This window comes from Streptosporangium sp. CA-115845 (genome assembly GCF_050943795.1).
In the GTDB taxonomy this organism is placed as follows: Bacteria; Actinomycetota; Actinomycetes; order Streptosporangiales; family Streptosporangiaceae; genus Streptosporangium.
This window is the reverse complement of sequence record NZ_CP191988.1, coordinates 2,701,194-2,723,423: the sequence shown is the minus strand read 5'-3', so window position 1 is coordinate 2,723,423 and position 22,230 is coordinate 2,701,194. Positions and strand designations below refer to the sequence as shown.

Annotated in this window: 23 protein-coding genes; 5 read left to right on the top strand and 18 right to left on the bottom strand. The window is 71.6% G+C overall.

Going from position 1 to position 22,230, the window contains the following annotated elements; translation table 11 throughout:
- Positions 1-794 precede the first annotated feature (794 nt).
- Positions 795-1,748, bottom strand: coding sequence for a nucleoside hydrolase (locus tag ACQP0P_RS14600; protein ID WP_433376280.1), 954 nt, complete (start codon positions 1,746-1,748; stop codon positions 795-797).
- A 104-nt stretch (positions 1,749-1,852) separates the two neighbouring features.
- Between ACQP0P_RS14600 and ACQP0P_RS14595 the strand changes: the two genes are divergently transcribed.
- From ACQP0P_RS14595 to ACQP0P_RS14575, 5 genes are read left to right on the top strand one after another with little or no spacing between them, the layout of a single operon-like run.
- Complete coding sequence (locus ACQP0P_RS14595) at positions 1,853-2,380, top strand: RNA polymerase sigma factor (protein WP_433376277.1); 528 nt, start codon at positions 1,853-1,855, stop codon at positions 2,378-2,380.
- Positions 2,377-3,180, top strand: a complete 804-nt coding sequence (locus ACQP0P_RS14590) for a zf-HC2 domain-containing protein (RefSeq protein ID WP_433376274.1) — start codon at positions 2,377-2,379, stop codon at positions 3,178-3,180. The genes ACQP0P_RS14595 and ACQP0P_RS14590 overlap by 4 nt, the downstream gene beginning before the upstream one ends.
- Entirely contained in the window at positions 3,177-4,016 is an 840-nt protein-coding gene (locus tag ACQP0P_RS14585) for an ABC transporter ATP-binding protein (protein WP_433376271.1), read from the top strand. Before ACQP0P_RS14590 ends, ACQP0P_RS14585 begins: the two co-directional genes overlap by 4 nt.
- Complete coding sequence (locus ACQP0P_RS14580; RefSeq protein WP_433376268.1) at positions 4,013-4,921, top strand: hypothetical protein; 909 nt, start codon at positions 4,013-4,015, stop codon at positions 4,919-4,921. Before ACQP0P_RS14585 ends, ACQP0P_RS14580 begins: the two co-directional genes overlap by 4 nt.
- Entirely contained in the window at positions 4,918-5,643 is a 726-nt protein-coding gene (locus tag ACQP0P_RS14575; RefSeq protein ID WP_433376265.1) for a sensor histidine kinase, read from the top strand. The genes ACQP0P_RS14580 and ACQP0P_RS14575 overlap by 4 nt, the downstream gene beginning before the upstream one ends.
- On the opposite strand, the gene ACQP0P_RS14570 is transcribed toward ACQP0P_RS14575, so the two are convergent.
- The 17 genes from ACQP0P_RS14570 to ACQP0P_RS14490 all read right to left on the bottom strand — a co-directional run bounded on the left by ACQP0P_RS14570 (position 5,591) and on the right by ACQP0P_RS14490 (position 22,207).
- The gene (locus tag ACQP0P_RS14570; RefSeq protein ID WP_433376262.1) at positions 5,591-6,232 is read right to left on the bottom strand and encodes a protein-L-isoaspartate O-methyltransferase family protein; all 642 of its coding nucleotides are present in this window, start codon (positions 6,230-6,232) and stop codon (positions 5,591-5,593) included. The genes ACQP0P_RS14575 and ACQP0P_RS14570 overlap by 53 nt on opposite strands.
- A 12-nt stretch (positions 6,233-6,244) precedes the next feature.
- Positions 6,245-7,357: a CapA family protein gene (locus ACQP0P_RS14565; protein WP_433376259.1), complete on the bottom strand. Its 1,113-nt coding sequence runs from the start codon at positions 7,355-7,357 to the stop codon at positions 6,245-6,247.
- Between the two features lie 203 nt (positions 7,358-7,560).
- Positions 7,561-8,436: a glucose-1-phosphate thymidylyltransferase RfbA gene (gene rfbA, locus ACQP0P_RS14560; protein WP_433376256.1), complete on the bottom strand. Its 876-nt coding sequence runs from the start codon at positions 8,434-8,436 to the stop codon at positions 7,561-7,563.
- Positions 8,433-8,600 (bottom strand): hypothetical protein, encoded by a 168-nt coding sequence (locus ACQP0P_RS14555; RefSeq protein ID WP_433376253.1) that lies wholly within the window; start codon positions 8,598-8,600, stop codon positions 8,433-8,435. The genes rfbA and ACQP0P_RS14555 overlap by 4 nt, the downstream gene beginning before the upstream one ends.
- 32 nt (positions 8,601-8,632) lie before the next feature.
- Entirely contained in the window at positions 8,633-9,784 is a 1,152-nt protein-coding gene (locus ACQP0P_RS14550) for an ABC transporter permease (RefSeq protein ID WP_433376250.1), read from the bottom strand.
- 277 nt (positions 9,785-10,061) lie between these two features.
- A complete protein-coding gene (locus ACQP0P_RS14545) occupies positions 10,062-11,240 on the bottom strand; it encodes an ABC transporter permease (protein ID WP_433376247.1) in 1,179 nt (392 codons plus the stop codon).
- A 2-nt stretch (positions 11,241-11,242) separates the two neighbouring features.
- Positions 11,243-12,181 (bottom strand): ABC transporter ATP-binding protein, encoded by a 939-nt coding sequence (locus ACQP0P_RS14540; RefSeq protein ID WP_433376244.1) that lies wholly within the window; start codon positions 12,179-12,181, stop codon positions 11,243-11,245.
- Positions 12,178-13,227 carry a right-handed parallel beta-helix repeat-containing protein gene (locus ACQP0P_RS14535; RefSeq protein ID WP_433376241.1) on the bottom strand — a complete coding sequence of 350 codons (1,050 nt, stop codon included), beginning with the start codon at positions 13,225-13,227 and terminating at the stop codon, positions 12,178-12,180. The genes ACQP0P_RS14540 and ACQP0P_RS14535 overlap by 4 nt, the downstream gene beginning before the upstream one ends.
- Positions 13,227-13,709 carry a 4'-phosphopantetheinyl transferase superfamily protein gene (locus ACQP0P_RS14530; RefSeq protein WP_433376238.1) on the bottom strand — a complete coding sequence of 161 codons (483 nt, stop codon included), beginning with the start codon at positions 13,707-13,709 and terminating at the stop codon, positions 13,227-13,229. The genes ACQP0P_RS14535 and ACQP0P_RS14530 overlap by 1 nt, the downstream gene beginning before the upstream one ends.
- Positions 13,706-14,524, bottom strand: a complete 819-nt coding sequence (locus ACQP0P_RS14525; RefSeq protein WP_433376235.1) for an alpha/beta fold hydrolase — start codon at positions 14,522-14,524, stop codon at positions 13,706-13,708. Before ACQP0P_RS14525 ends, ACQP0P_RS14530 begins: the two co-directional genes overlap by 4 nt.
- Before the next feature lie 13 nt (positions 14,525-14,537).
- Positions 14,538-15,386 (bottom strand): ester cyclase, encoded by an 849-nt coding sequence (locus tag ACQP0P_RS14520; protein ID WP_433376232.1) that lies wholly within the window; start codon positions 15,384-15,386, stop codon positions 14,538-14,540.
- Between the two features lie 8 nt (positions 15,387-15,394).
- Complete coding sequence (locus ACQP0P_RS14515) at positions 15,395-15,844, bottom strand: phosphopantetheinyl transferase (protein WP_433376229.1); 450 nt, start codon at positions 15,842-15,844, stop codon at positions 15,395-15,397.
- Positions 15,841-16,746 (bottom strand): ACP S-malonyltransferase, encoded by a 906-nt coding sequence (locus ACQP0P_RS14510; protein ID WP_433376226.1) that lies wholly within the window; start codon positions 16,744-16,746, stop codon positions 15,841-15,843. The genes ACQP0P_RS14515 and ACQP0P_RS14510 overlap by 4 nt, the downstream gene beginning before the upstream one ends.
- Before the next feature lie 19 nt (positions 16,747-16,765).
- Positions 16,766-17,647, bottom strand: a complete 882-nt coding sequence (locus tag ACQP0P_RS14505; RefSeq protein ID WP_433376223.1) for an alpha/beta fold hydrolase — start codon at positions 17,645-17,647, stop codon at positions 16,766-16,768.
- A complete protein-coding gene (locus tag ACQP0P_RS14500) occupies positions 17,644-18,885 on the bottom strand; it encodes an FAD-dependent oxidoreductase (protein ID WP_433376220.1) in 1,242 nt (413 codons plus the stop codon). Before ACQP0P_RS14500 ends, ACQP0P_RS14505 begins: the two co-directional genes overlap by 4 nt.
- A complete protein-coding gene (locus ACQP0P_RS14495) occupies positions 18,882-19,931 on the bottom strand; it encodes a nitroreductase family protein (protein WP_433376217.1) in 1,050 nt (349 codons plus the stop codon). Before ACQP0P_RS14495 ends, ACQP0P_RS14500 begins: the two co-directional genes overlap by 4 nt.
- Entirely contained in the window at positions 19,928-22,207 is a 2,280-nt protein-coding gene (locus ACQP0P_RS14490) for a beta-ketoacyl synthase N-terminal-like domain-containing protein (protein ID WP_433376214.1), read from the bottom strand. The genes ACQP0P_RS14495 and ACQP0P_RS14490 overlap by 4 nt, the downstream gene beginning before the upstream one ends.
- Positions 22,208-22,230 lie beyond the last annotated feature (23 nt).

Here is a 22,230-nt window from a genome sequence, read left to right as displayed (position 1 = left end):
CAGGCCTCCAGCCGCACCTGGAGCGTGGAGTTGTAGTTGCCGTCGATCACCCAGCGCTCGCCGCGGACCAGGTCGCGCTGGAGCGCCTCGAACTTCTCGGGTGGCAGCGGATTCCACGCGTCGTCGTAGTAGACGACGTCTAGATGAGTCACCGGCGCGTTCACGACCTTGCCCAGCTCGCGGGCGAGGTGGGACTTGCCGCTGCCTCCGCAACCCACGATGGCGACCCTCTGCATCTGCATGATGCTCCACGATAGTCAGGGCGGTGACCTGCGACCGGACATCGGCGCGGGCTCGTTCGGGTACGGCGGACCCACTGCCCGAGGCAAGCGAAGGGATCATCTGACTTCCCTTCCTGAACTGACCGCCTCGATACGGGCCCGCGGTCCGGCGAGGTCGGCCAGCACCGCTTCGAGGGCCCGGATCTGGGTGCTCAGCCGGAACAGTTCCAGGTGGTGCAGGGTCGGCCCCGCGCCTGCGGGGATGGTCCCCGCTACGACACACGCGAAGAACGCGACGCCGAGTCGGCCCCGCGCCTGCGGGGATGGTCCTGGGGACGCGCAGACGGCGGGAGATGACGAGGCGTCGGCCCCGCGCCTGTGGGGATGGTCCGGTGTGGGTACTCACCACGTACGGCTGGCTCATCGGCGAGCGGCTCGGCGTCCGGCACACGCAGATCGCCCAGGGCGGCGCCTGCCTGGTGGCGACCTCCGACGGATGCGTGGGCCGTGGAGCGAGGGCCCGGCGACCGTGTGCGCCCTGCGGACCGCGGGCAGCGCCGCCGGCGACATCGACTACCCGGCACTCGGCGGCCCGGTCGAGCCGATCCGCGTGACGTAGAGGTCCCAGAACCGGTCCGGGTCCACCTCCAGCACGGTGCGGCCGTCGGAGTCCGAGACGATCTCGGGGCGGAGGAAGGCCGCCGCGGCCACGGCGTCCCAGACGAACGCCCGATGTCCGGGATCTCCGGCGAAGAGCGGCCCCTGGAGTTCCTTGAAGAGCTTCCTGACCGGGGTCTCCGGGCCCGCGACCACCCGCTCGTAGGTCGGCCTGTCCAGGGTGAGCCGCTGCGCCGCCTCCAGCGTGACGACCAGCTCGCGCCTGAACGGAGCGGCGAAGGCGACCCGGGACGCCTCGGGGTCGAACCAGCGGTTGAACTCCTCGCCCTCCGTGTCGGCTCCCAGATAGACGACCTCCTTGACCAGGGGGACCATCTCGGGATGCTCCCGTACGGCGCGTGCCAGATTGGTGGCCGGGCCGAGCGCGAAGACGGTCACCTCGCCGGGGTGGCGTCTCACCTGGTCGGCGATGAAGTCCGAGGCGCTGCCCGCCGTGGGCCGGGTCGTCGCGTAGCCGCCGTGCGGCTCGGTGGCCAGCGCGCGGTGGGATGCCGGTCGCGGCCGGTCCAGGGCCCCGTCGTAGTCGTCCCTCGGCGCAGGCACGTTGGTCTCGCCGGTCACCACCGGGACGTCGGTCCTGCCGATGAGCTCCAGCTGGCGCAGCGCGTACGCGGTGCCCTCCTCCGGCCAGGTGTTGCCGCCCACGGTCGTCACCCCGAGCACCTCCACCCCTTCGGCGGCGGCCAGCAGGAACATGGCCTGCGCGTCGTCGTTCAGCTCGCCCATGTCCGCGTCGATGATGATCTTCCCGGTGCCCGGGGGGCCGTCCAGCGGCACTCCCCGCGAGCACGACGCCACGGCGCACGCCGTTGACAGGGCCACCAGCGAGGCCAGTATTTTCCTTCTCATACCTCAGTTGTCGGGCGAAACATCGCATTCGGTTCTTCTCATACCGTGAACCGCTGGAGCCCTCCGGTGCGACAGAGGGGCATGACAGCATTGGACGGGCTCCCTTGAACGAGCACGAGACATGGACGGACGCCCGGCTTCTCGACGCCGTCGCAGGCGAGGACCGCCGGGCCCTTGAGGTCCTCTACGCCCGGCACGCGCCCTGGCTCGTCATCCGGCTCACCCGCCGGTGCGCCGACCCGGCGCTGGTGGACGAGGCGGTCCAGGACACCTTCGTGGCCGTCTGGCGTACGGCGCGCACCTGGAAGGGCAAGGGAGAGGTCGCGGCCTGGATCTGGGGCATCGGCATCCGCCGCCTGCTGGACCAGCTCCGCCGCCGTCCGGCGGTGCCACTGCCCGCCTACGAGCAGGTCATGGTCTCGGCCGAGGAGCAGGTGCTGCTCGGCATCGAGTACGGCGAGCTCGGCCAGGCGATGGGCCGGCTCTCCCCGGAACTGCGCGCGGTGGTCCAGGCGACGGTGCTGGACGGGCTGACTACCCGGGAGGCCGGGCGGCTGCTCGGCATCCCGACGGGGACGGTCAAGACCCGGATGATGCGCGCGAAGGCGCTGTTGAGGGAGGAGCTGGTATGAGCGCCTGGCACATGGACGACGGCCTGGCCGTCAGGTATGCCGACGGAGAACTGAACCCGACGCTGGCCGCTTCGGTCGAGGCCCACCTGCTGGCCTGCGGCCGGTGCCGGAGCCTGCTCGCGCCCCGGGTACCGCGCTCCCGGCTGGACCGGGTCTGGGCGGAGGTGGCCGACGCGGTGGACACGCCCGTGCCGGGACCGTTCGAACGGCTGCTGCGGGCGATCGGCGTCCGCGACCACACGGCCCGGCTGCTGGGCGCCACCCACTCGCTGCGCCTGCCGTGGATCGCGGCCGGCACCGTGGCGCTCCTGTTCGCCGCGCTGGCCTCGGGAGAGACGACCCGGTGGGGACTGCTCGTCTATCTCACGCTGGCCCCGATCCTGCCGGTCGCCGGAGTCGCCGTGGCCTTCGGCCGGGACGGCGATCCGGCCCACGAGATCGGCCTGGCCGCGCCGTACTCGATGTTCCGGCTGATGCTGATGCGCGCCGCCGCGGTGCTGACGTCCTCGGCCGCGCTGGCGCTGGTGATGGGCCTCGCCCTGCTGGGCAACGACTGGACCGTGGCCGCGTGGCTGCTGCCCTCGCTCGCGCTGACCTCGCTGACCCTCGTCCTTTCCAGCCGGTTCGACCCGCGCCACTGCGGGGCCGCCGTGGCGGCGGCCTGGCTGGTCGTGGTCGTCGCCACGAACCTCCGCGAGCCGAGCCTGGCGATGTTCGGCGGCGCCGGGCAGGTGGGTTACCTGGCCATCACCTTCGTATCCGTCGTCCTTCTCATCGCGCGCCGCAGGGAGTTCTCATGATCGAGGCAGCGGGTCTGGTGAAGGCCTACGGCCGCAGCCGGGCCCTGGACGGGCTCACCTTCACCGCGGGGAAGGGGGTGACCGGTCTGCTGGGGCCGAACGGCGCGGGTAAGACCACGCTGATCAGGATGCTGGCGACCGTACTCGCCCCGGACGAGGGCGAGCTGAGACTGCTCGGCCGGGACCCGGCCGGGGACCGGCTGGAGATCCGGCGGCGGCTGGGATACCTGCCGCAGGAACCGGGCTACCAGCGGGGGTTCACGGTCTTCGAGTTCATCGACTACGTGGCGATCCTGAAGGAGATGGTGGAGCGGCGGGCCCGGCACGACGAGGTGCGCCGGGTGATCGAGGAGGTCGGGCTGACCTCCGTGAGCGGGAAGCGGATCCGGACGCTGTCCGGCGGCATGCGGCGGCGGCTGGGCATCGCGCAGACGCTGCTCGGCGACCCCGAGCTGATCCTGCTGGACGAGCCGACCGTCGGTCTGGACCCCGAGCAGCGGCTCCGGTTCCGCGAGCTGATCTCGCACATCGGGCAGGACCGGGCCGTCGTGCTCTCCACCCACCAGACCGAGGACGTCGCCGCCCTCTGCAACCGGGTGGTCGTGCTCAAGGCGGGACGGTGCGAGTTCGAGGGCACGCCCGAGGAGATCCGGGCGCTGGCCGAGGGCCGGGTCTGGTTCTCCTCGGAGAAGTCGGGAGTGCTCTCCTGGCGCACCGGCGACGGACTGTTCCGCAACATCGGGCCCGCTCCGGAGGGCGCCCACCTGGCCGAGCCGACCGTGGAGGACGGCTACCTGCTGCTGCTCGGCGGCACGGCCGCGGAGGCGGCGGCATGACGTACGACCACGGCGCCCCGTCCCGGGCGGCGGAGACCGGGCCGGGCACGGGGATCGGCACGAACATCGCCACGGACACGCCGACCGACGACCACGCGCCCCTGACCGGGTCGTCACGGGTGGCGGAGCGGTTGCCCGTGACGACGCTGCACGCGGTACCCGCGCTGGCCCGTGCCGAAGCCCGGCTGCTGCTCCGCCACCCGCTCAACCTGCTCGGGCTCGCGCTGCTGACGCTGGTGCTCCTCACCCAACCCTGGCAGTGGCCGCAGGACTCCTTCAGAGTGATCACCGCTCAGATGGTCATGGAGTGGGGCGTGCTCATCTTCTTCGCCGCGAACCTCATCGGCACCGCCGCGCGCCGGGCCGGTACCCGGGAGCTGCTGTCCACCGCACCGCTCGACCGTACGCACCGTACGGCCGCCGCCTGCCTGGCCGCCCTCGTGCCGTTCGTCCTGGCGTGCCTGTTCCAGGCGGTGCTGCTGGGCCTCTGCCTGGCCTTCCGCGTGGACCTTGGGCATACCCCCACAGTGTGGGAAATGGCCGCCGGGCCGCTGTGCGTGCTCGGGGCCGCCCTGCTGGGAACGGCGACCGCCCGCTGGGCGCCCTGGCCGGGCGTGCCGTTCGCGGTGATGGTGGTACTGGTCGCCTTCAACTACGTCGTCTACTCGACCTCCGAGCGGTTCCTCGGTTTCTTCGTGGAGTTCGTCCTGTGGACCTCGCCGATGTCGACGTTCGAGAAGGCCCCGGGGTCGGCGTTCTGGCACGTGCTCTACCTGCTGGCGCTGAGCCTGGGAGCGGGAGCGCTGGCGATGCTGCGCGACTCGACCCGGCGCGGGCCCTGGCTGGGGGTCTGCGCGGCGCTGGTCCTGGCCGCGGTGTTCTCGGGCGTCTGGCAACTGCCGTGACCGCCGTCATCGAGCCGGGCGACGCGCTGGCGGCCGTGGTGGCCGGCGTCCGCGAGGAGGAGCGCCGTCGCCTGTGCCGGGATCTGCACGACGGGCTCGGCCACGCGCTGACCGACATGGCGATGGCCATCAACATGGCCAGGATCAGCCTGCGCACCGCCCCCGACTCCGCCGACCGGCACCTGACGGAGTTGCGCCGCGGCATGGACGCGGTCAGCGAGGAGGTCAGGGAGCTGCTGTACGGCCTGTGCCCGCCCACCCTGGACACGCTCGGCCTGGCCGGAGCCGTACGGGCGCTGGCGACCGGCGGCCCCACGGTGACCGTCGAGATCGAGGGCGATCTGTCCGGCCTGCCCACGGCCGTCGAGACGGCCGCCTACCGCATCGTGCAGGAGGGGCTCACCAACGTCCGCAGGCACGCCGGAGCCCGGTCGGTGACGATCTCGCTCCGGCGCGGGGACTCCTTCCTCACCGTCCGCGTCCAGGACGACGGCGACGGCCTGCCCGCCGCTCCTCGCCCCGGGATCGGCCTCGCCTCGATGCGCGAGCGCGCCGCCGAGCTCGGCGGGACGTGCTCGATCGGCCCGGCCTCGGGCGGCGGCACGGTCGTGGAGGCCGTCCTCCCGGTCACCGTCCGCGGGGAGACGTGGCCGGCTCGGGGTAACACGTTCAGGATGGAAAACCGTATCTTCCATGAAGGCGGACGAAGCTGGCCAGCGTGAGGACCTGCCGGCGCTCAAGTCCGGTCACGGTGCGCTGGAACAGGACGACCTCCTCCCGCCCGCCCGGCCCGATGGGCTGCACCAGGCGACCGCCGAGCCGGAGCTGTTCGACCAGCGGCGGGGGCACCTCGGGGAACGCGGCCGACACCACGATGCCGTCGTACGGGGCGCGGTCCGGCACGCCGCCGCCGCCGTCTCCGACGAGCAGCTCGACATTGCCGATCCCCTGCCGGGCGAGGTTCCGGCGCGCCTGCCGGACCAGGTCCGCCCACAGGTCGACGGTCACCACGTCGGCGGCCAGGCGAGCGAGCAGCGCGGTCTGGAAACCGAGGCCGGTGCCGATCTCAAGCACGTGTTCCGTCCCGCCGAGACCGAGACCTTCGATCATCCTTGCCGACAGCGAGGGCTGCGTGGTCACCAGCCCGTGCCCGATCGGGATGGGCTCGTCGTGGTAGGCGATGGCGATACGGTCCGCGGGGACGAATCCCGCTCGCGGCGTCGCGCGTACGGCCTCCAGCAGACGCTCGTCGCGGACGCCCATCGCCCGGACGGCCCGGATGAGATCTTCTGGAGAGGCGCCTGCGGTCATGTCCGGCCCCGCCTACGTCCGCCGGAGCGCGAGGGCGCCGTCCGGCTCGGTGTCGACTCGTGACCCGAGGTCACGGCCGACCCGGTCGAGAACCGCCCGCAGCCATTCGGAGTCCTCGCCCGAGGCGTGCTGGAGGCGCATCCGACGGGCCCGCATGGGCACCATCCGCAGACCGGCCGTCCTGCCCGACTCCGGTTCCACCGACACGAAGTACAGCAGCCGAAGATCGTCCCGGTACTCCTCATAGCCGGTGATGCCCTCGTAGTCGTCGACGAGGTCACCGCAGCCGTACAGGATGAGCTTGTCTCGGTAGACCTCGACGGGCCGGGGATGGTGCGAGGAGTGCCCGTGCACCACGTCGACACCGCCGTCGACCAGGCGGTGCGCGAAGCGCCGCTGCTCTCGGGAGACGTGGTAACCCCAGTTGGAGCCCCAATGGATGGAGACGACCGCGACGTCACCGGGGCGCTTCACCCGCCGCACCCGGCCGGCCACCTCGGCCGCGGCGGCCTCCGACAGCTCCGGGACGAAGTCGACACCCCCGCGATCCGGGGCCGCCGCCCATTCCGGCGGAATGCCGCTGGACTCCGTCCCGCAGGAGAGGATCAGGACCCGCCCGCCACCCTCGACGGTGACGATCACGGGTCGCCGCGCCTCGTCCGTCTCCCGGCCCGCCCCCACCGCTCGCAGTCCCGCGCCGGCCAGGGCGTCGAGCGTTTCCTCCAGACCTCGTCGGCCGAAGTCCATGACGTGGTTGTTCGCCAGCACGCAGGCGTCGGGCCGGGCGACCAGCAGACAGGGCAGGTTGGCTGGATTCATCCGGTAGTTCACGGCCTTCCCCACCGCGAAATCATCGCTCCGGGTGACGCTCGTCTCCAGGTTCACCACCCGGACATCGGGCGCGACCTCCGCCAGCACCCCCAGGGCATCCCCCCACGGCCAGGAGAAGCCGACCGGCCGGGGAATTCGGCCGTTCACCGCCTCCGCGAGATCGACATATGTCCGAGCGTCACGGACATGGCTCTCCTGCAGCGTCGGGTCACCGGGGTACGGAAGGATCTGATCGACGCCGCGGCCGAGCATGACGTCCCCGCAGAGGAACAACGTCACCGGATCGGTGCGCATACCTCCATGCTAGGCGTACCCCGGTCGCCTGACACGGGTACCCGAGCGGGCGCCGCCTCCAGATCGATCTTCCTTGCCCACTGACGAGACGCGGACGGCGACGCCGGTCAGATCTCGGGCCAGCGGCGGGTTGCACTCCAGAAGCTCAAGTGGCTCCATCGCTCCCCCTTTCAACATAGACAAATGCCTATGTCAATCTTGATCTATATAGAGGCCTCCAGCACCCGGACCAGGTAGCGCCCCTCCTCCGTCACGGATCCGGCGCGGCCGATCAGCTCGCGGAGCCCGTGGTCGTCGATGTAACCCATCCGGTAGGCCACCTCCTCCAGGCAGGCGATCTGCACGCCCTGCCGTTTCTCCAGCACCTGCACGAAGACCCCGGCCTCCAGCAGGCTGTCCGGCGTGCCGGTGTCCAGCCAGGCCGTACCCCGGCCCAGGTTGACCAGCCGGGCGCGGCCCTCGGCGAGGAAGCGCCGGTTGAGGTCGGTGATCTCCAACTCACCCCTCGCCGAAGGGGTCAGCTCGGCGGCATAGCGCAGCGCGACGTTGTCGTAGAGGTAGAGGCCGGTGACGGCGAGGTTGCTCCGGGGCCGGTCCGGTTTCTCCTCGATGTCGACCAGCCGGCCCTCCTCGCCGAGAACCGCCACCCCGTACCGTTCGGGGTCGGCGACCGGGTAGCCGAAGACCGTGCAGCCGTCGAGCTTGCCGACCTCGTCGCGGAGCACCGAGGGGAGTTCGTGGCCGTAGAAGATGTTGTCGCCGAGGATGAGGGCCAGCCGGTCGTCGCCCACGAACTCCCCGCCGACCACCAGGGCGTCGGCCAGCCCGCGGGGCGCGGTCTGGACGGCATAGCTCAGGCGCAGGCCCAGCCGGGAGCCGTCACCGAGCAGCGTCCGAAAGCCCGGCAGGTGCTCGGGGGTGCTGATCAGCAGGATCTCCCGGATTCCGGCCAGCATCAGCACCGAGAGCGGGTAGTAGACCATCGGCTTGTTGTAGACCGGCAGCAGGTGCTTGGAGGTGATCGTGGTCAGCGGCCGGAGCCGGGTGCCCGAGCCCCCGGCCAGCACGATGCCCTTCATGTGCGGGTCGCCGGGTCCGTGACGCGGGCCCGGCCGTCCCGGCGCCGGCGCGCGGTCATGGTCTCCGGCACGGCCGCCGACGCGGCCATCGAGGCACCGCGCGCGAGCGCGCACACCTGACGGGAGCCGGTGAGACCGGCCCCGCCGGTCACCAGGATGCGCATTCGCCGCCCCTTTTCCCCAGTGCCGCGTTCGGTCAGTTGGACGTGCGCATGCGCTTGCGGAACACCACGAGCGAGATGCCCAGCAGGAGCGCCGCCATCCCGAGCAGTACGGCCACCTCGACCAGGACCGAGCCCAGCCCCTTGCCCGGTTTGGTCAGCGTGATCAGCGCGTCCATCCCCCAGCCGTGCGGGACCAGGTAGCCGATCATGTTCAGGGTCTCGCCCGCGACCTCTCGCGGCCACAGGCAGCCGCCCAGCATGCCGAGCACGATGCCCAGCGGAGGCCCGATCGCGGGGGCCTGGGAGGGCGACCGCACCAGGCTGCCGACCAGCACCGCGGCGCCGGTGGACACCAGGCAGAACGAGCCGACGACCGCGGCGACGCCCAGCGGGTCTCCCCATGACACGTCGAACATCAGCGTGCTCACCACCATGATCAGGCAGGCCTGCACGACGGCGATGATGAGCCTGCTCAGCACCTCTCCGAGCAGCACCGCGCGCTCCCGCACCGGCCCGGCGAGGGAACGGCGGATCATGCCCAGCCTGCGGCTCTCGGCCAGGGCCGCGGCGACCGCCATGGAGTTGACGAAGGTGAACAGCAGCACGTTGGCGGGTGCGGTGTAGGCGAATCCGCGGGGCGTGGAGCTCTCCGCGGCGCCGCTGGTGCTCACCGCCACCTGGGCCGACTCGGTCTGGGCCTTGCGCACCAGGGCCTCGGCCTCGGCCGGGGACGCACCCGCCGACTGGGCCGCCCGCACGGCCTCCAGCACCGCGGCCACCTTGCCTACCGCGACGTCGATGATGCTCCGTGCCGCCAGGCCGCTGCCGTTGGTCTGGGTCATGACCAGCTCCAGCTCGGTGGACCCCGGCGGGATCAGCAGACCGGCCGCGAGGGCGCCGGTCCGCACCCCGGAGCGCACCCGCTCCTCGGTCTCCATCCGCTCGATCGCGAGGTCGGGGCTGGTCTCCAGCTGGCGCAGCACGGCCGTCGCGACCGGGTCGGAGTCCTGCGCGACCACCCCGACCGGTATCCGGTCCTGTCCGGACGCGCTTCCGCCCAGGGCCATCCCGACGAAGAGGATGGTCACGAACGGCATGACCACCATGAAGAACAGGCCCACCTTGTCGCGGGAGTGACGGCGCAGGTTGGCCGCCACCAGGGCTCTGACCGGGCTCGGGCTCATCTGGCTCTTTTCAGCGTGGAGACCCCGGGCTTCAGCTCTGTGGAGGAAACACAGCACGGAGCCGCGCGGGTGAGTAACGTGTGCGCATCGGCGGCGATAACCAAGCCGCCGCCCGCACGACTGGCAACACCCTCGCCGCCGGGCTGGCGGAGAGGTGAAACGCCTGTGGAGGCGACGTAGGACCCAAGCGGAACAAGCCGGGCGGGCGGTTGCCGGTGAAGCAGGAAACCCAACCCGTGAGGGCTGGAATCTCCCGGCTTCAGCCGTGGGGAGGAAGTCAACCGAGTAGTCCTCTCCGGAAGCCGAAGGCGGCGATGCCGCCGGCCACGAGTGCCATCCCGCAGAGTGCGGCGATCGGGCCGGCGACCGTCGCCAGGCCCCCGCCGCCACCGGCGAGCTCGGTCAGTCCCGTCGACGTCCAGCCGTTCGGGGTGAACAGCGCCACCTTCTGCAGGAAGTCCGGCAGGTTGTACATCGGCACCAGGCTGCCGCCCAGGAACGCGAAGACGAAGGAGACGCCCATGATCAGCCCGTCGGCCTGGGAGTCGGTCCTCGCCCTGCTGGCCACCAGCATGGTGATCGCGGCGGCGGCCAGCACGTGCGCGGTCCAGAGCGCGAACACCGCGAGCGGATCACCCCAGGTGGACCCGAACAGCAGCACCGAGGAGGCCCAGACGGCGCAGACGCTGACCAGTGCCAGCAGGAAGCCGACCACCCCCTTGCCCACGATCGGGATCCACGGCCGGATGGGCGCGGCACGCATCCGGTTGAGCGTGCCGAGGTTGCGCTCGGTGAGCAGGCTTCTGACCGAGGTGCCCACCACGAAGAAGGCGAAGAGCGCGGCCATGCCGGAGCCGTAGTAGACCGACAGGTCGACCTTTCCGCCCGCCATGGGGTCGCTCTCCAGGGTCAGCGCCGGGCCGCTCGCGCCGTTGCGCTCGACGAACTCCTTGACCTTGTCCGCGGAGACGCCGGCGTCCAGGGACGCCTTGACCGCGAGGGTGCGGGCGTCCACCAGGGCGGAGATCCGGTCGACGATGCTGCTCGCGACCACTCCGGCCAGCGGCGTCTCCGGGGAGGTGAGCACGGTGACCTTCCCCCCTCGTCCGGCGCCGACGTGTCGGCTGAACCCCGGGGGGAACACGATCGCCGCGCCGATGTCCCCGTCGTCGAGGGTCTGTTGCGCGTCCTTCTCCGTCGTGAAGTCGCGCAGGGTCAGCATGCCGTCGAGTTCCTTGGCCGACAGCACCTCCCGGCGCACGCTGGAGGGGAACTCCCCGCCGTCGAGATCGACGAAGCCCACCGTGGCGCGCAAGGGCGGATCGTCTCCGCCGAGGGCGAACCCGAACAGCGAGGCCAGCACGATGGGGGCGAGCAGGGCGGTCAGCACCGCCGTACCGTCCATGAACCTGGCGCGCAGTTCGAGACGGCTCACCACGAAAAGAGCTCTCAGCATCGTCAGTCCCGCAGCTTGTTGCCGGTGAGGTGCAGGAACGCGGCCTCAAGGTCGGGTTCGATGACCTCGACGGCCGTCACGACGGCGATGCCCCGCACCGCGGCGATGAGGGTGGGCAGCAGGTGACTTCCCTCGTTGACGATCAGCCGGATGGACGAGGTACCCGTCCGCACCGCCTCGGTGACCCCCTCCACCGCGCGCAGCTTGTCGGTCGCGATATCCAGGTCGCCGTCGAGGACGAGCTCGACCCGGTCCGCGCTGCCGAGGGTGGAGACGAGTTCCTTGCGGGTGCCCTCGGCGATGACCTTGCCGTGGTCGATGATCCCGATGCGCTTGCAGACCCGCTCGACCTCCTCCATGTAGTGCGAGGTGTACAGCAGGCTCATGCCGTCGGCCACCAGTTGCTCGACCCCGTCCAGGATGGCCTTGCGGCTCTGCGGGTCCACCCCGACCGTCGGCTCGTCCAGGATGAGCACCTCCGGCCGGTGCAGCAGGGCCGCGCCGATGTTGATCCGGCGCTTCATCCCGCCCGAGTAGGTGTCGATCTTTCCGTCCGCCCGGTCCGACAGGCCGACGAAGTCGAGCACCTCGTCGATCCGCTTCGCCAGCTCCCGCCGGGGCAGCCCGTAGAGCCTGCCGAAGAAGCGCAGGTTCTCCCGGCCGGTCAGGTCGGGGTAGAGCGCGATCTCCTGCGGGACGTAACCGATCTTCGCCTTCGCCGCGAGCGGATCGGTCGCGAGATCGTGGCCACAGATCTGTACGCTTCCCGCGTCCGGCTGCAGCAGGCCCATCAGCATGGAGATCGCGGTGGTCTTGCCCGCCCCGTTGGGACCGAGCAGGCCGTAGGCCTCCCCCTTCTCGATGAAGAAGCCGACGTCCTGTACGGCGAGGATGTCGCCGTACCTCTTGCTCAGCCCCGTACAGCTCAGGGTGACCGTCATCGGCTTTCCTCGGCGGCGCAGCCCTCGATCGTGTCGGGCGCGGTGGCGTTCGCCACGTTGTTGGCGAAACCCTGCCGGGTGAAGTCGGCGTCGACCTGGACGTCGAGCGGGGTGTTGCCGGTGATCCGGTTCCAGGAGATGTGGTTGTCCAGGGACTCGTCGCCTCCCCAGTCCTTGGACGATCCCAGCACGAACGCCCCGCCCATGACCGAGGGGCCGCTCGGGTGGTTGTCGTGGATCCGGTTTCCCACCACGGTGACGCGGTGGGCACCGATCAGCGCGAGACCCACCCCGGAGATCGGCGGGCCCGCCTCACCCAGGCCGTTCGGGTTGCCCTCCCCGCTGAGCAGCCCGTTGCCCCGGAGCTCGTTCTCCGCCACCAGGCAGTCGTTCACCCCGCCCGGCAACTCGCCCTCGTAGGTCTGGTTGAGCAGCAGCAGCCCGGCGGAGTTGCCGTGGCAGGTGTTGCGCACCATCCGCGCCTTCGAGGAGTTGTCGACGAAGATCCCGAAGGCGTTGGCGGAGGTCTCGTTCTCCGCGACCAGCGCGTTCGCCTCGGGGCAGAAGCTCAGCGCGATGCCCGCGTACTGGCTTCCCGAGGCCCGGCAGCGCAGCACCTCGACGCCGCTGGACTCGCGGAGGTAGATGCCCCAGAAGTCGTTGTCCCGCGCCTCGACGTCCTCGACGACGAGTCCCTGGACCGTGTGCGCGTAGACGCCTGAGCCGGAGAAGCCGCTCACCGCCAGCCCGCGCACGGTGACGTCGCGGATGCCGTCACCGTGCACGCTGATGCCGCTGACCACGTCCTCCGACGCGTCGTGCAGCTGCGGGATGCCCACCTCCTCCGCCGCCGCACCGGGAACCAGCCTGGTCAGCTCCGGTCCCGCACCGACCAGGGTGACCCCGCTGTGCCTGATCCACAGGCTCTCGGCGTAGGTCCCCTCGGTCAGCTGGATGGTCGCTCCCGGCCCCGCCTCGTCGAGCGCTCGCTGGATCGACTCTCCGGGTTTGACGAAGGTCTCCCCCTCCGCCTGGACAAGCGACATCACAGTGCTCCCTTGGAATCGACGGTCACTATCGCCAGCGCGACGAGCAGTCCCGCGCGAAGGCCCCACCGGGCCGCGCCGGCCACCGGGGCGTCATTCTCCTGTGGCGCCAGCCGGGCCAGGGCGGCGCGGCGGCTGGCGCCCCTGACGGTGTACGACGCGCCCGTGGTCAGTGTCAGCCCGGTGGACGCGCCCAGCGCCGACGCCGCCTCGGCCAGCAGCGGGGTGGCCCACCGCTGCTCCTCACCCCGCTCCTCGAAGTCGTGCCAGTCGAACCCGGCCGGCCGGCCGCCCACCGCCTTGATGAAGCTCTCCTTGACCGCGAACGAGGCGGCGTCCGCGAGAGGCGAGCCGGCGTGCAGTTCCCGCTCGGCGGGCGTGGTGACCCGCCTGCCGTAGGCGGCGCCGCCGTCGGAGACGGTCCTGGCGATCCGGTCCGTCTCCACGATGTCCACGCCCACCAGGACCGCCGAGCGGGTCACGCGGACACCCCGGCCGTCCCGGCCGCCTCGGCGAAGGGGGCCAGGAACCGGTCGAGGCAGGCCGCGTACTCGTCGGCGCGCTCGACCATGGGGATGTGCCCGCACCCCCCGATCAGCACCATCTCGTGCTGCGGGTAGTCGGCGAGGGCCTTCACCCAGGCGGCGGCCGGGGTCATCCGGTCGTACTCCCCCCACACGTACATCGACGGGCAGGTCACCTTGTCCACGGCCGACAGCACCTTGTAGACGCGGGTGGCCTTGAGGCTGCGCGCCATGCTCACCATCGCGGGCGGGTGCCGCAGCAGGGTGGCGGTCTCCTCCAGCCGCTCCTCGCTGAAGAGCGGCTCGCCGTGGAACAGGGCGCCCAGCATGCGGTCGCGGAACTCCTCGCCCGCGGGCTGCACGCTGGCCCTGCGGTCGAAGCTCAGGCCGACGTCGGGGTCGGGGGTCAGCCCCGGGGCTCCGCTCACCACGATGCCGCGGACCCGCTCGGGAAAGCGGCCCGCCAGGTCGATCGCGACCAGGCCGCCGAGGGAGTTGGCGCAGATGATGATGTCCTTGACACCCGCGGCGTCACAGACCTCAAGCAGCACGTCGCCGAGCCGCTCGATCGAACCGACGATCTTGCTGTCCAGCGCGCAGATGGGCTCGTTGGTGCGGAGCACCGGCCAGCCGGCGCTCTCCAGCCGCCGGTAGGGGTGATCCCAGATCCAGCCGCCGGCGAACAGGGCGGACATGAACACCACGGTTGGCCGGTCACCGTCGTCAAGCCGGTGCTCGGCGGTGAAGGGGAACCAGGGGGAGGGGGTGGGCAAGATCGCACTCCAGTCACAATAGGGATTCACGCTCGGGAATCCAGCCACAACCGCAGGCCGCGCCCTCGTCCGTGGAGAAGACGGTCTCGCAGTCGGGACAGCGAGCGTATTCGCGGACCGTGGCCGGCAGCCAGATGCTGGTGAGTGCCCGGGTGCACAGTCCGCCCTTGAAGAAGCGCCGCATCGCCCGCTGGTGGGGCCGGCCGTGTACGGCGCGTACGGACTCGGGGCGGTCGAAGGCGCTCAGGGTGAACTTGCGCGTGCCGATGTCGAAGGTCGAGGCGCCGAGGAATCCCTTCGAGGCGCGCAGCGCCTTGACGACCTCCACGCTGAGCAGGTCGACCTCGGCCGCCTGCGCGCCGTCGCCGACCTCCAGCCAGGTCAGCGCCAGGGCGCCGGGACGCGCGGTACGCCCCAGGGTGGTCCGCGTGCTCACCCCGAACTCCCGCTCCTCGTCGGCCTCGGGCACGAACCTCGCCTCGAATCCCAGCGCGGCGGCGACGGCCAGCCGGTCGAAGCACCGCTGGACGCGCACCGTCTCACCATCCCTGACCAGCAGGTCGGTCCCGGTGACGCGGACGGACCCGCCGACGGCGGGCATGGCCAGGTAGGGGGCGCGGTGGTCGGCCTCCAGCGTCCAGGAGAGCACGGCGAGCTCCCCGGTGACGGCCAGGTGCTCGACGTGGAACCGCAGGTTGCCGAAGCGGGCGAACACCTCGCCCGCGTGGACGGCCAGCGCGTCCCCGCTCAGCGGGCCCGCCGTGTCCGGATCGTCGAAGGCGTCCACCGCCGCGGCCACGGCCTCGGCGTCCCCGCTCTGCCAGGCCTTCAGGTGGCTTTCCGCGATCTGTCGCATGTCCATGTCAGGCCTCACCGTCGAGCCTCATCGTCAAACCCATCGAGGTGGTCGTCTTCGGGGAGCCGCGCCGAGACCAGTGCGACCGCCAGCGCACAGGCGGCGGTGTGACTGATGGATATCCGGATCCGCTCCTTCTCCCCCGCCGCGTCGGCGAGGGCGCCGCTCAGCCGTACGTCGGGCGGGTGCCCGTGCAGGCAGACGGCGCTCCGGGAGCACATCGGGGTGGGCCGGGGCAGCACCTCCGCCTGGCCGAGATGCTCGGCGGTCTCCGCGACGTCCAGCAGGCGCAGCACCGCCCGCTTGGCCGCGAGGCGGCCCGCCCAGTGCTGGAGGGTGCGGCCCGCCCCCGACCGCAGACGCTCCGGGCGGGTGTAGACCTGCTCCAGCCGCATCCCGCCGAGGAGCTCCCCCGGCTGGGAGAGCCCGGCGAAGGAGACCATGGCGCAGCCCCACCGGCTCACGCGCCCCGCTCCTGGGCCAGCCGGCGCGGCGTGCCGGGGTCGGTCATGCTCAGGCAACGGGCACCGACGCCGCGCGACAGCCCGGTCAGCACCTTGCTGTCGCCCACCTCGACGCAGAGGGTGGTCTCGGTGGTCCGCGCCGCGGTCTCGGTCCACCGCACCCGCTCGGTGAGCTGGGTGATCAGCGCCTCCCTGATCACGTCCAGATCCATGGTGGGTTCGGCGGTGACGTTGGGCACGACCGGGACGCGGGGCGGCGCCATCGGCGCGGCGCGCACCGCCTCCCGCCAGCCGGGTACCGCGGGGGCCATCAGCGGGGAGTGGAAGGCGTTGCTGACCTGGAGCGGCACGATCTTGCGGGCGCCGGTCGCCAGCTTGCCCAGCCGCTCGATCGCGGGCAGCGCGCCGGAGACCACCGTGTGGCCCGGCGCGTTCTCCAGGCCCACGACGAGCGGCTCGTCCGCGGTGGCGGCCTCGGCGGCCAGCGCCTCGACCTCCTCGACCGCCGGCCCCATGACCGCGCTCATCCCGCCCGTCACCCCGACCTCGGCCATCAGCCGGGAACGGATCTCCACCAGCCGGAGCGTGCCCGCCAGGTCGAGCACGCCCGCCGCGTACAGCGCGCTGAGCTCGCCGACGCTGTGCCCCGCGACCAGGCCGGGTTCGTGCCCGTCGGCGCGCAGCACGGCCAGCGCCGCCAGGTTGCACACGGTCACCGCCGGCTGGGCGTGCTCGGTGGCGACCAGGCGGTCCAGCGGCCCCTTGGCGCAGAGCGGCGAGATCGGCTGCCCGAGCGACTCGTCCGCCTGGGCGAACACCTCCGCGGCCACCGGCTTGCGGCGCAGCCAGGCGCCCATGCCGACACGGACCGTGCCCTGTCCGGGAAACAGGAACCCGAGCATGAGACCCCCCATCCCTCGGCTAGAGCCGCCGCCTGCGGCGGTTGGCCGCCTCGGCCGGCTTCTCGGTGCCCAGGAAGCCGATCAGCAGCTTGTTGACCTGCTCGGGGGCGTCGAGGGGAATCCAGTGGCTGGCGTCCTCGATCCGCTCGTAGCGCCAGGGGCCCTTGACGTACTTGGCGGAGCCGGTCATACCCTCCTCCATCATGGCCTTGTCACCGGCCGACCAGATGCCCAGCGTGGGAGCGAGCACCGGCGGGAAGGGCCGCTCGGGACGGAGTTCGGACTCCGGCGAGCGGTTGGCCCGGTACCAGTTCAGACCGGCGGTCAGCGCGCCCGGGCGGGCCAGGTCGCGCAGGTAGCGGGTGTGGTCGCCCTCGCGGCCCATGATCTGCTTGAACAGCCGCCACCCGTTGCGGCGCAGCAGCGCCTCGCTCACCCCGGGGAACTGGTAGAAGAGCATGTACCAGGAGGCGGCCCGCTGCTCCAGCGTCGGGGTGGAGAACACCCCCGGGTGGCCGACCGACAGCACGGCCAGGTGGTCGACCCTGCGGGGCATCAGGAACGAGTACATCCACGCGATGGCGGCGCCCCAGTCGTGGCCGACCAGGTGCGTCTTGCGGATGCCCAGTGCCAGGGTCAGCTCGACGACGTCGTTGACGATCGTCTGCATGTCGTAGGCTTCGATCTCCTGCGGCTTGCCGGACTCGCCGAACCCTCTCAGGTCCGGGGCGATGACCCGGTAGCCCGCCTCGACCAGCGCCGGGATCTGGTGGCGCCACAGGTAGGAGGAGTCCGGGAATCCGTGCAGCAGGACCACCGGGTCGCCCTCGCCCTGGTCGACGAACGCGATGTCGACGCCGTTGACGTGCAGCGTCCTGTTGACCAACGATTCCATGCTCATACGGTCTCCCTAAACAAACGCTCGGCGAAGAACTCGCTGAAGCCGAACTCCGGCACATCCTCCGGGGGCACCATGTTCAGCAGCCCCGTCACCTGCAGTGCGACGTTCTGCGACATCAACCGGCGGGCGCGCCTGCGCCGCTCGGTGGCCTCGGGCCCGAACTCCGCGTACAGCTTGCTGATGATGGCCGCGCCGAAGTTCAGGCGGTCCATCCGTGCCTTGCGCTCCTTCAGGTAGGGGTCGAAGGCCCCCACCGACCAGTCGTCGCTCTCCAGCAGGATGTCGGCGACGGTCCTGGCGTCGCGCATGCTGCACGAGAGGCCGGTGCCCAGTACGGTGTCGCCGTTTCCCGCCTCGTCGCCGATCAGCACGACCCCATCGGTCAGCGGCGGCCCGTCGGGGATGAGCGTCATCGACGGCCAGACCGCCAGCGGCCCGGCGGGGATCGCCTGGGTCACCGCCTTACCCCGGTCGGGCAGGCAGTTGAGCTCGAAGGCGTTCAGGAAGTTCCGCACCGCGTCGGGTCCGCGGTAGCGGTGCTGGGTGCCGGTCGCGAGGTTGAGGTAGAGCCGCGCCCGGCCGAAGCCCTGCGGGAACACCATGAACATGACGTCGCCCTCGGTGCCCATCGCCTGCACGTCGGAGGGCCAGTCGTCCAGCCCCTCGACCATCATGCCGCCGCCCCAGTGGTGCACGGAGCCGCTCATCGAGACACCGATCTGCCGGCCGACGTTGCCGACCCGGCCGGTGGCGCCGAGCACCATCCTGGTCCTGATCTCGTGCTCGGTGTCGTTGTCGAGGTAGCTGACCCTCGGCTCCGCGCCGGGGGTGACCTTGATCTTGGCCGCGTCCATCACCAGCCTGGCGCCGTACTCCGCCGCCTGCGCCGCCATCAGCTCGCACACCGCGTGGTGCGGGAACGACTGCGGGCCGCCGACCTCGGGCATCGACCGGGTCATGTCGATGGCCTCGACCTCGTCCGCGGGAATGGCCTCGTCCCAGGTCATCCACTCGCGGATCTCCCAGGCGCCGCCCGCCGCGAAGCAGTCGGCGACACCGAGCAGCTGTGCCTCCCGAACGCCCCAGGGCGCCAGCCACTCGCCGCGCACCAGATCCTGGTAGACCTTCTGCTTCTCCAGCAAGACGACCGACAGACCACCCGCGGCCAGCTTGCTGGCCGCGGACGCGCCCGCGATTCCGCCACCGACGACGACGACATCGGCGTACTCAACGGTCATGCCTGCCACCCTTCCCAATACGTGCGTTCTCTGGCTCGGTACCGCTTCGCCGGTCGGAAGTCGGTACCGATCGTGTAGGCGACCGGCACCATGCACACCTGGGTGACCCCGGACGGGATGTTGAGCAGTTCGCCCACCTGCCGCTCGAAGGGCACGTGCATGCAGGTGATCGTGCTGCCGAGACCCCGGCTGCGTAGTGCCAGCTGGAAGGACCAGATCGCCGGGAAGATCGAGCCGTAGAAGGTGCTCGCCCGCATGGCGCCGAGCCGCACCTCGTGTCCGGTGTCCTCCGCGGGCTTGGCCGCCATCTGCCGCTCCCAGGCGGCGTCGATGGCCGCGATGTCCGGCGGCCGGCCGAGCACACAGGGGATGACCAGGACGGGCACCCTCGCGATCCCCTCGGCCAGCGCGACCACCGAGGCGTTGTTCCGCCGTGCCGCCTCGCTGTTCCTTCTGCGACCGGCGCTGGTCCATACGTCGTTGCGATGGAAGTTCCAGGAGACCCGCATCAGCTCGGCGAGCTTCTCCTTGATGGCGGGCTCGGTGACCACCAGCCAGCGCCAGTGCTGCTGGTTGTTGGCGGTCGGGGCCTGGACGGCGACCTCCAGGGCCTCCTCCACGACCTCGCGCGGCACCGGCCGGTCAAGGTCGAGCCGCCGCCGGACGGACCGGGTGGTGGTCAGCAGCCGATCGGTCTCCGGGACGTCGAACGGCGGGCCCGCCTCATCGCGTGGCACAGACCGGTCAAGGTCGAGCCGCCGCCGGACGGACCGGGTGGTGGTCAGCAGCCGATCGGTCTCCGGGACGTCGAACGGCGGGCCCGCCTCATCGCGTGGCACAGACCGGTCAAGGTCGAGCCGCCGCCGGACGGACCGGGTGGTGGTCAGCAGCCGATCGGTCTCCGGGACGTCGAACGGCGGGCCCGCCTCATCGCGTGGCACAGACCGGTCAAGGTCGAGCCGCCGCCGGACGGACCGGGTGGTGGTCAGCAGCCGATCGGTCTCCGGGACGTCGAACGGCGGGCCCGCCTCCGGGGCCGGTTTCATGGCATCGCCCCCAGCAGGACGGCGCCGCGCACCGAGTCGGCCGCCGCGGTCAGCACCAGTGCCTGCTCCACCGCCTCCGACAGGTGCGGCTTCCTGACATAGGACTCCAGCTCACCGGCGTACGGGTGTTCCAGGCCGTGCAGCGCGGGGGCGATCCCATCGCGGATCGCCAGGGCGGCCACGGCGAGGTTCATCGCGCCCGAGGCCGCCTGGCAGTCGCCGGTCTGCCCGACCGAGGTGGTGAGCAGGCCGTCCGGCACCAGTTCGAGCAGGACCGCCGCCTCGTCGGCGTCGTACCGGCCGCCGGTACCCGCGCCGACGACCAGACCGGCCTTCCCCGCGGAGAGGCCTGCCAGGCTGCGCCTGATCGACTCCCGCTCGCCCTGCTCCCCGGTGCCGGCGTGGCCGCTGCCCAGGATCCGCGCGTACGCGCGTCCCCCGCGTGCGGCGCAGTGCTCGGCCGACTCCACCAGGATGGCCACCGCCGCGGATCCGGGAACGGACCCCGTGCGCTCCCGGTCGTAGGGAGTGACCACAGTGTCTCCGGCGGCCCCGGCGGCCCCGGCAGCCGTCGTCTCGTCCGCCGCCACCACCAGCACCACGTCCGCCTTGCCCGCCTTGATCATCTCAATGGCGCAGTCCAGCGCGATCGAGGCCGAGGCCTCGCCGTTGCAGATCGTGGTGGTCGGGCCGCGCAGGCCCAGGGTCTGGCAGACCGCGCCGCCGGTGGCGTTCAGCACGACGTTGGAGAAGCTCAGCACGGCCGGCTTGTTCGGGTCGACCGCGACGCTCTCGTCGAATCCGCCGGTGCTCTCCACCGAGCCCGCCGCGGTCGCGAAGATCAGTCCGACGTTGTCCAGCGCCGCCCTGGGCAGCTTGATCCCGGCGTCCTCCCAGGCCAGCCGGGAGGCCGCGATCGCCATCCTGGACAGGTGGTTCATGTGCCGCCAGAGCGAGCGGGGCGCGAACGTCCGTCCCTCCAGCGAGGGCGCCCGGCCGACGGCCTGGCGGCCCTCCGCGAGTGCCTCGGCCAGCTCGGCGATCCCGGTGCCCAGCCCGCTGACCGGGCCCAGCCCGGTGATCACGACCGGCCGGTCGGGCAACTCCTCGTACTCTCGCTCGCCACCCGGGGTGGTCAGCGCGAGCGCGACGTTGTTGCCGCCGAAGGCGTAGTTGTTGGAGACCACGGTCTCGATCGGCATCCGCCTGGCCACGTTGGGTACGAAGTCCAGGTCCGTCGTGGTGTCGGCGTCGAAGCCGATGGTCGGCGGCGCCATGCCGTGCCGGAGCGCCAGCACGCTGGCGACCGCCTCGACCGCGCCGGCCGCGCCCAGGGTGTGACCGACGAAGGACTTGATGCTGCTGGTGGGCACCCGCGGCGCGCGGTCACCGAAGACCGCCCGCATCACCTTGGCCTCCATCGCGTCGTTGGCCGGCGTGCCGGTGCCGTGACCGCTGACGTAGCTCACGTCGTCGGTGCTCATGCCCGCGTCGGCCAGCGCCCGGCGTACCGCGCTCGCGCCGCCCCGGCCGGTGGGGTCGGGGGCGGTCGCGTGGTAGGCGTCCGCGGACAGCCCGTACCCGGCGACCTCGGCCAGCGGGGTCGCCCCCCTGGCCAGCGCCCGGTCCAGCGGTTCGAGCAGCAGGAACGCCGCGCCCTCGCCGAGGTTGAGACCGTCTGAGCGGCTGTAGGGCGCGCAGGGTCCGGTGCTGAGCGCCTGCAGCCCGGCGAATCCGGCGTAGGTCCCGAACAGCAGCGGGTCGACGCCACCAGCCAGCACCACGTCCGCCTCGCCGGTGAGGATCTTGTCCTTGGCCAGGCCGACGGCGTTGCCGCCGGCCGCGCACGCGGTCGACACCAGGATGCGCGGCCCGCGCATGCCCAGCCGCCCGGCCACCACGTCGCCGGTGCGATGCATGGGCTGGTAGCGGCCCGCCGCGTCGGGGGTCGCCTGGCACTTGCCGAGTACCAGCCCGAACCGGTCGGCCTCGACGCCGTCGGCCGACAGCCCCGCCTGGCCGACGGCCTGACGTGCCGCGATGAGGGCCAGCTGGGCGGTGCGGTCCAGGGCGGCGTCGGAGTCCGGCAGCTGCCCGGTGATCCACTCGGTGGGGACCTGACCCGCGTACCGGGCGGTGAACACGGCGAACGCCTCGTCGTCGACCGGGGTGACACCACCCTGGCCGGCCATGAGCCGTAGCCAGAACTCTTCCGGGTCACGGCCGATGGCGCAGATGACACCCAGACCTGTGATGACGACGGGGCGCGACGCCATGCTCACTCCTTCTCCGACGATCA

What these genes read in the sequence shown, in the direction of transcription:
- ACQP0P_RS14585 (WP_433376271.1), top strand. Translation starts at nt 3,177, where the DNA reads ATGATCGAGGCAGCGGGTCTGGTGAAGGCCTACGGCCGCAGCCGGGCC.
- ACQP0P_RS14540 (WP_433376244.1), bottom strand. Translation starts at nt 12,181, where the DNA reads ATGACGGTCACCCTGAGCTGTACGGGGCTGAGCAAGAGGTACGGCGAC.
- ACQP0P_RS14500 (WP_433376220.1), bottom strand. Translation starts at nt 18,885, where the DNA reads ATGACCGTTGAGTACGCCGATGTCGTCGTCGTCGGTGGCGGAATCGCG.
- ACQP0P_RS14550 (WP_433376250.1), bottom strand. Translation starts at nt 9,784, where the DNA reads ATGAGCCCGAGCCCGGTCAGAGCCCTGGTGGCGGCCAACCTGCGCCGT.
- ACQP0P_RS14510 (WP_433376226.1), bottom strand. Translation starts at nt 16,746, where the DNA reads ATGCTCGGGTTCCTGTTTCCCGGACAGGGCACGGTCCGTGTCGGCATG.
- ACQP0P_RS14490 (WP_433376214.1), bottom strand. Translation starts at nt 22,207, where the DNA reads ATGGCGTCGCGCCCCGTCGTCATCACAGGTCTGGGTGTCATCTGCGCC.
- ACQP0P_RS14545 (WP_433376247.1), bottom strand. Translation starts at nt 11,240, where the DNA reads ATGCTGAGAGCTCTTTTCGTGGTGAGCCGTCTCGAACTGCGCGCCAGG.
- ACQP0P_RS14565 (WP_433376259.1), bottom strand. Translation starts at nt 7,357, where the DNA reads ATGCGCACCGATCCGGTGACGTTGTTCCTCTGCGGGGACGTCATGCTC.
- ACQP0P_RS14570 (WP_433376262.1), bottom strand. Translation starts at nt 6,232, where the DNA reads ATGACCGCAGGCGCCTCTCCAGAAGATCTCATCCGGGCCGTCCGGGCG.
- ACQP0P_RS14520 (WP_433376232.1), bottom strand. Translation starts at nt 15,386, where the DNA reads ATGGACATGCGACAGATCGCGGAAAGCCACCTGAAGGCCTGGCAGAGC.
- ACQP0P_RS14505 (WP_433376223.1), bottom strand. Translation starts at nt 17,647, where the DNA reads ATGAGCATGGAATCGTTGGTCAACAGGACGCTGCACGTCAACGGCGTC.
- ACQP0P_RS14535 (WP_433376241.1), bottom strand. Translation starts at nt 13,227, where the DNA reads ATGTCGCTTGTCCAGGCGGAGGGGGAGACCTTCGTCAAACCCGGAGAG.
- ACQP0P_RS14555 (WP_433376253.1), bottom strand. Translation starts at nt 8,600, where the DNA reads ATGCGCATCCTGGTGACCGGCGGGGCCGGTCTCACCGGCTCCCGTCAG.
- ACQP0P_RS14495 (WP_433376217.1), bottom strand. Translation starts at nt 19,931, where the DNA reads ATGAAACCGGCCCCGGAGGCGGGCCCGCCGTTCGACGTCCCGGAGACC.
- ACQP0P_RS14580 (WP_433376268.1), top strand. Translation starts at nt 4,013, where the DNA reads ATGACGTACGACCACGGCGCCCCGTCCCGGGCGGCGGAGACCGGGCCG.
- ACQP0P_RS14600 (WP_433376280.1), bottom strand. Translation starts at nt 1,748, where the DNA reads ATGAGAAGGAAAATACTGGCCTCGCTGGTGGCCCTGTCAACGGCGTGC.
- rfbA (WP_433376256.1), bottom strand. Translation starts at nt 8,436, where the DNA reads ATGAAGGGCATCGTGCTGGCCGGGGGCTCGGGCACCCGGCTCCGGCCG.
- ACQP0P_RS14590 (WP_433376274.1), top strand. Translation starts at nt 2,377, where the DNA reads ATGAGCGCCTGGCACATGGACGACGGCCTGGCCGTCAGGTATGCCGAC.